We start from the raw sequence: 5,202 nt of genomic DNA, 5'->3' as shown, positions 1-5,202 counted from the left end.
CCAGCTTGCAAATGATTGTCCTTTCCTTCATTTCTCTCCTATTACGAAGATTTTAAACAGGTTCTTAAAACCGCAAAAAAAGGTGTGCGTATTTGTGAAAAAAAATCTCCATAAAATTTGTGAAGCAATGTGGTGGGACTAGTGCGATTCGAACGCACGACCTTCGGATTAGGAGTCCAACGCTCTATCCTGCTGAGCTATAGTCCCGTGTTTCCTACCATTTATGCAAAGTTATAGCAAAAAATCCTTCTCTTTTCTAGATTTCTTGCATAACCAATTTATGACGACAAAAAACATTTCTGTACTTCTTGAGTATAATGCTATTATATTTAATAACATGGTTTAAGTAAGATTAATGCTAGTTAACAATATTGGTTATTTCTATAACAATCAAAACGACTTTGCTTTAAGCAATATAAACATTAAAGTAAAGAAAGGAAATGTTGCATGTTTATTGGGGCATTCTGGCTGCGGCAAGTCAACAATTTTGAAATTAATTGCGGGGATAGAAAATCCAAAATCTGGAACTATTTTTATAAATGATAGGTTAGTTGCGAGCAATAAGGCATCAGTCGCTATAGAGCATAGAAATATCGGATTGATTTTTCAGCATTCTGCATTATTTCCTCACAAAACAGTAGTAGAAAATATAACCTTTGCTATCCGCAGCTCTTCCAAGAGAGAAAAGCACCTAATTGCATTGGAAATCTTGAAGTTACTCAATATAGAAAAATATGAAAATATGTACCCTAACGCCTTATCTGGAGGACAACAACAATTAGTTGCAATAGCAAGAGTGATGGCACAAAACCCTGATGTTGTGTTGTTAGATGAACCATTTTCTAATTTGGATATACTGCTCAAGTGCCGAATAAGACAACATATATTGTCCCTTTTTAGAAGTAAAAATATCCCTGTGCTAATGGTAACTCATGACCCGCAAGAAGCATTGAAAGTTGCAGATTTTATCTATGTAATGAAAAATGGTAAAATTATTCAATCAGGAGTTTCTAGCGATATATACCATAAGCCTAAAGACGATACGCTAGCAAAGTTTTTTAGTGAGCTCTCTTCTACTCTACAGTTAAGCGAAAAGTTTCCACTTATTCGCTGCAAGAAAATAATCTAGTTTGGGATTGTTATAAAATAATTAAAAAACCTTGATTTATAATTAAATAAAGGTGATATAATCTATGTGTTACTTGACTTCAGTCAAGTTTTAATATTTGAAGGTCAATATTTTAAATGGAGGTGAAAATGAGTTTAGGACCATGGCAATTGTTTCTAGTCTTAATAATAATTTTAGTTCTGTTTGGTGCAGGCAGATTACCGCAAGTTATGGGTGATTTAGGAAAAGGCATCAAAAACCTTAAACAGGAGCTTAAGGACTCAGAAAAATTATCGTCTAACGAACCAGATCGTTAGCGTCCTCATACTTCGTGACATGCACCTCAGTGCATGTCATCTGTTTAAAAACTTAGTCAGGTTAAAGAATGAAAGAGATGAAGTGTTGGTGTGAAATAAATAACAAATATTGAAATACAGCAACAACTATGTTAGCTTAAGAGGAATATTTTATTAAAGGATAATTGTGCAAAAAAGTGAGAAACTAACTAAAGATAAAAAACTAGCTTCTGATATTCTAAAAGAGGTTGCAGATACCAATAACAATGATAGCAATAAAGTAACTTTGTTTGACATTAAAACAGCTTTGCATGAGCGCGGTTTTGGTATTTTAATAATCATCTTCTCCTTGCCGCTATCGGTGCCTATACCGGTTCCACCTGGTTATACAACTATTCTTTCTATACCTTTAATCTTATTCTCATTGCAGCTTTTATTTGGATTTGATTCTCCTTGGATGCCCAGTTGGCTAGAAAGAAGATCTTTTCAGCGTTCAACACTAGCTCTTGTGGTGGAAAAAACTTCTCCAGCATTAAAAAAAATAGAAAAGTTCATGAGACCAAGAATGTCTTTTATTTTCTATGGGCCCGGTGAAAAAATTTTAGCTTTTATAATGCTGCTTTGTGCGTTATCGATAGCTCTTCCACTACCTCTTACTAACTTCATTCCTGCAATTGGTACGACTCTTATTTCACTTGGTATTATGAGTAAAGATGGGTTTCTATCTATATTGGGAATTTTAATATCATTGTGTGGACTATTGCTTACTCTTGTTGTAGTAGTCAAAGGGCCACAACTTATCATTGGGGCATTTTCTTTTCTCAAAAGCTTCGTATATGGTTAGGCTTTACAACACTTTAACAAAAAAAAAAGAGCTCTTGACACCGATCGACAAAGATCATGTAAAGATGTATGTTTGTGGACCAACAGTATATGATACGGCACACATAGGCAATGCACGTTCTGTTGTTGTTTACGACGTATTATTTCAACTGCTCAAGTTTTGTTATGGCAAAGTTACTTATGTGCGCAACATAACTGATATTGATGACAAGACAATCAACGTGGCAAGTGAGAAAAATAGTAGTATAGAAAGCATCAGCACATACTACACTAGGGCTTTTCATGAAGACATGAAAAGCCTAAACTGTGCAGAACCAACATACGAACCAAAAGCAACAGAAAATATAGATTGTATCATCAAATTAATTGAACATTTGCTGCTATCTGGTCATGCCTATGAATCCAATAAGCATGTATATTTTAGCGTAGAATCTTACTCTGAGTATGGTGCTTTATCAGGAAAAAAAACTGATGAATTGGTTCCAGGTAGCAGAGTTGAAGTTAATGAAAATAAAAAGCACCCTGGAGATTTTGTACTGTGGAAGCCTGCAAGTGATATTGACTACAAACTTTCAAGTTATTGGGATAGCCCATGGGGAGAGGGCAGGCCTGGATGGCATATAGAATGCTCAGCAATGTCATATGCTTATCTTGGCAAAGATTTTGATATTCATGGTGGCGGCATAGATTTACAATTTCCTCACCATGAAAATGAAATTGCACAGAGTAAGTCTGCATTTGCTGGATCAATGTTTGCAAAATACTGGATACATAACGGTTTTCTTACAGTAAATGAAGAGAAAATGAGCAAGTCCTTATTTAATATAGTCAAAGTAAGGGATTTGCTAGATAGTGGAATAAAGGGTGAAGTAATACGCTATGCACTGCTCAAAACTCACTACAGAAAACCACTTGATTGGACAGAAAACGTTATTTCTGACGCACAGGAAACCTTAAATAAATTTTATCGGCTATCACGTGGTTTAGATACAATAAATATTGATGAAAGTAACGCAGAGATTTCTAAAGATTTTATAGACGCTTTAAAAAACGACTTAAACATCCCTGAAGCTCTAGCTATATTACATGAAATGGCTGCAAAAATTAACAAAATGAGTAATGAAAGTGAAAAGCTTAAATTAACTGAGAGTTTTGTTAAAAGTGCCAGATTTATTGGTCTTCTTGAGTCAAGTTATGAAAAGTGGTTTGCTGTGGATGTAAATCATCAAGAAATAGAAAGGTTGATAGACTTAAGAAAAATTGCAAAAAAAAATAAAAATTACGATACTGCAGACAAAATAAGAAATCAGTTGAAACAAATGGGGATTACAATTTCTGACAATGAAGATGGTACAACAACCTGGTAAATTCATATGGAAAACTACTTCCTGTTATTCACAGATAGTCTAGTATCATCATTAGTCTTACCCATACATCAAGGTTTTGTGTTCAATACCATGCTTTATTTCAGGTCGTATCACACTCCACTACTTATGTTATTTTTTGGAGTACTAGGATCAAGCCTTGGTGGAATGGTTAACTGGTCTTTAGGTAGAATAACAATCTCTATACGAAAATCATACCACAAATTAGAAAACGAATATACAACGCCAAAAGTTACAAAAAATTTGCTAATTTTTGCAACTTTATTACTTTCATGGGTGCCAGCACTTGGAAGTGTGATTCAAATTTTATCAGGTTATTTCAAGTTAAACCTTTATATCCTTGCCCCTTTAATCATTCTATCTAATTTCTTCTATTTGTTATATCTAATACTTACTTTTGGAGTATAACAGCTATAGTACTACAGCTATTAAAGCCCACTTCTGTCATCCTATGCCCTGATAGAAGCGGAGCTATAAATTAAATGCAAATTTCTAGTAATAGGATGCACCATAAGCTAAAAGCAATTCCACAAGCTCTTGGTGATTATATTTAGCTGCATAATACAATGCTGTCTTTCCTTCATTATTTTTGGCGTTAACGTCCGCGTTGTGTTTTAGTAGCACCTTAGCTATGTCAACATTTCCCGTCATAGCAGCTAAGCACAATGTAGTGCCTCCATACCTGCTTTTAGCATTAACCTCAGCACCTCTTTCAATAAGATGTTCTACTACTGCTAAGTTTTTGCCTATAGTAGCACAGTGTAATACTGTTATTCCATTATTATTTTCAGCGTTAACGTCTGCATCGTACTTTAATAGTACCTTAACTACATCAGCTTTTCCCTTCATAGAAGCAAGGTACAACGGAGTACTACCATTTTCATCCTTAGCATTAACATTAGCATTTTTTTTAGTAGGGTCGAGAACTGGCGCGCCTCTTTAGGGTTTAGTGGCTGATCCATTATTTTCATCCTGGGCCTCAATCCAAAATTCCCGTGTTTACGTTTCCAGCTCCCGCCTCATCAACGCAGCATGCGGTTTTCCCGCACTACGCTTTCCTAGTAGATTCTTTACCAAAGTTTATAGCATATTGTGCTGGTAAGGCTTTCGGGACGTAATATCTTATTCTATAGTCCGAATATAGACCAAGAGTCTCGTATATCCATTTGCTACTCCACCTTTTCCAGCCAAATCCTTTTGCTTTTCTGGCTTGCATCAGATTGCGTCTTGCTTTCTTCTCTACCCATTGTTTTATGTATTTAAAGCTTCGACCTGAGTTTCCTATCCTAAAGTAGTTTGTCCACCCTCTCAATATTGGATTAATGATTTGGATCACCTTTCCTATTGGTTGTGATTTATAGCTACGGAATACTTCCTTCAGTTTTTGAAGTAAGGTTGTCCGTGTTTTCATCTTTGGTGTTATTTGTACCCTCCACTTTCCTTGTTTTGTAATTTTCTCTCGAAAATCAAATCCTAGAAAACTGAATGTCTCTTTTTCTTTTAGATTGACTACCTTTGTCTTTTCTTTATTTACTTCTACTTCTAGTTTTGCTAATTCTTCTTGTAACCT

6 protein-coding genes, 1 tRNA gene and 1 pseudogene are annotated in these 5,202 nt (G+C 35.1%); 5 read left to right on the top strand and 3 right to left on the bottom strand.

What is annotated here, in order from left to right; translation table 11 throughout:
* Positions 1–130: 130 nt before the first annotated feature.
* Positions 131–207, bottom strand: a tRNA-Arg gene (locus tag OZD63_RS00990).
* 148 nt (positions 208–355) lie between these two features.
* Here OZD63_RS00990 and OZD63_RS00985 point away from each other — a divergent pair.
* The 5 genes from OZD63_RS00985 (at position 356) to OZD63_RS00965 (ending at position 4,040) form a co-directional block, all read left to right on the top strand.
* Positions 356–1,129: an ABC transporter ATP-binding protein gene (locus OZD63_RS00985; protein WP_006280146.1), complete on the top strand. Its 774-nt coding sequence runs from the start codon at positions 356–358 to the stop codon at positions 1,127–1,129.
* Positions 1,130–1,257: 128 nt separating this feature from the next.
* Positions 1,258–1,425 carry a twin-arginine translocase TatA gene (gene tatA, locus OZD63_RS00980; protein ID WP_006013840.1) on the top strand — a complete coding sequence of 56 codons (168 nt, stop codon included), beginning with the start codon at positions 1,258–1,260 and terminating at the stop codon, positions 1,423–1,425.
* A 166-nt stretch (positions 1,426–1,591) separates the two neighbouring features.
* Positions 1,592–2,248 carry an exopolysaccharide biosynthesis protein gene (locus OZD63_RS00975; protein ID WP_274980034.1) on the top strand — a complete coding sequence of 219 codons (657 nt, stop codon included), beginning with the start codon at positions 1,592–1,594 and terminating at the stop codon, positions 2,246–2,248.
* Positions 2,241–3,614 (top strand): cysteine--tRNA ligase, encoded by a 1,374-nt coding sequence (gene cysS / locus OZD63_RS00970; protein WP_274980035.1) that lies wholly within the window; start codon positions 2,241–2,243, stop codon positions 3,612–3,614. Before OZD63_RS00975 ends, cysS begins: the two co-directional genes overlap by 8 nt.
* 6 nt (positions 3,615–3,620) lie before the next feature.
* Positions 3,621–4,040 (top strand): YqaA family protein, encoded by a 420-nt coding sequence (locus OZD63_RS00965; protein WP_182320063.1) that lies wholly within the window; start codon positions 3,621–3,623, stop codon positions 4,038–4,040.
* A gap of 84 nt (positions 4,041–4,124) precedes the next feature.
* Here the strand turns inward: OZD63_RS00965 and OZD63_RS00960 are convergent.
* Positions 4,125–4,526 (bottom strand): annotated as a pseudogene (locus OZD63_RS00960) (ankyrin repeat domain-containing protein); the annotation flags it as partial.
* Positions 4,527–4,680: 154 nt separating this feature from the next.
* On the bottom strand, positions 4,681–5,202 hold a 522-nt coding region (locus tag OZD63_RS00955; RefSeq protein WP_274979842.1), incomplete at its 5' end, for a group II intron maturase-specific domain-containing protein.

The sequence above is a fragment of the Wolbachia endosymbiont of Drosophila leontia genome, from assembly GCF_028981785.1.
Classification (GTDB): domain Bacteria; phylum Pseudomonadota; class Alphaproteobacteria; order Rickettsiales; family Anaplasmataceae; genus Wolbachia; species Wolbachia pipientis.
Note: the sequence above shows the minus strand (reverse complement) of the source record. Positions and strands in the feature narration are given on the sequence as shown.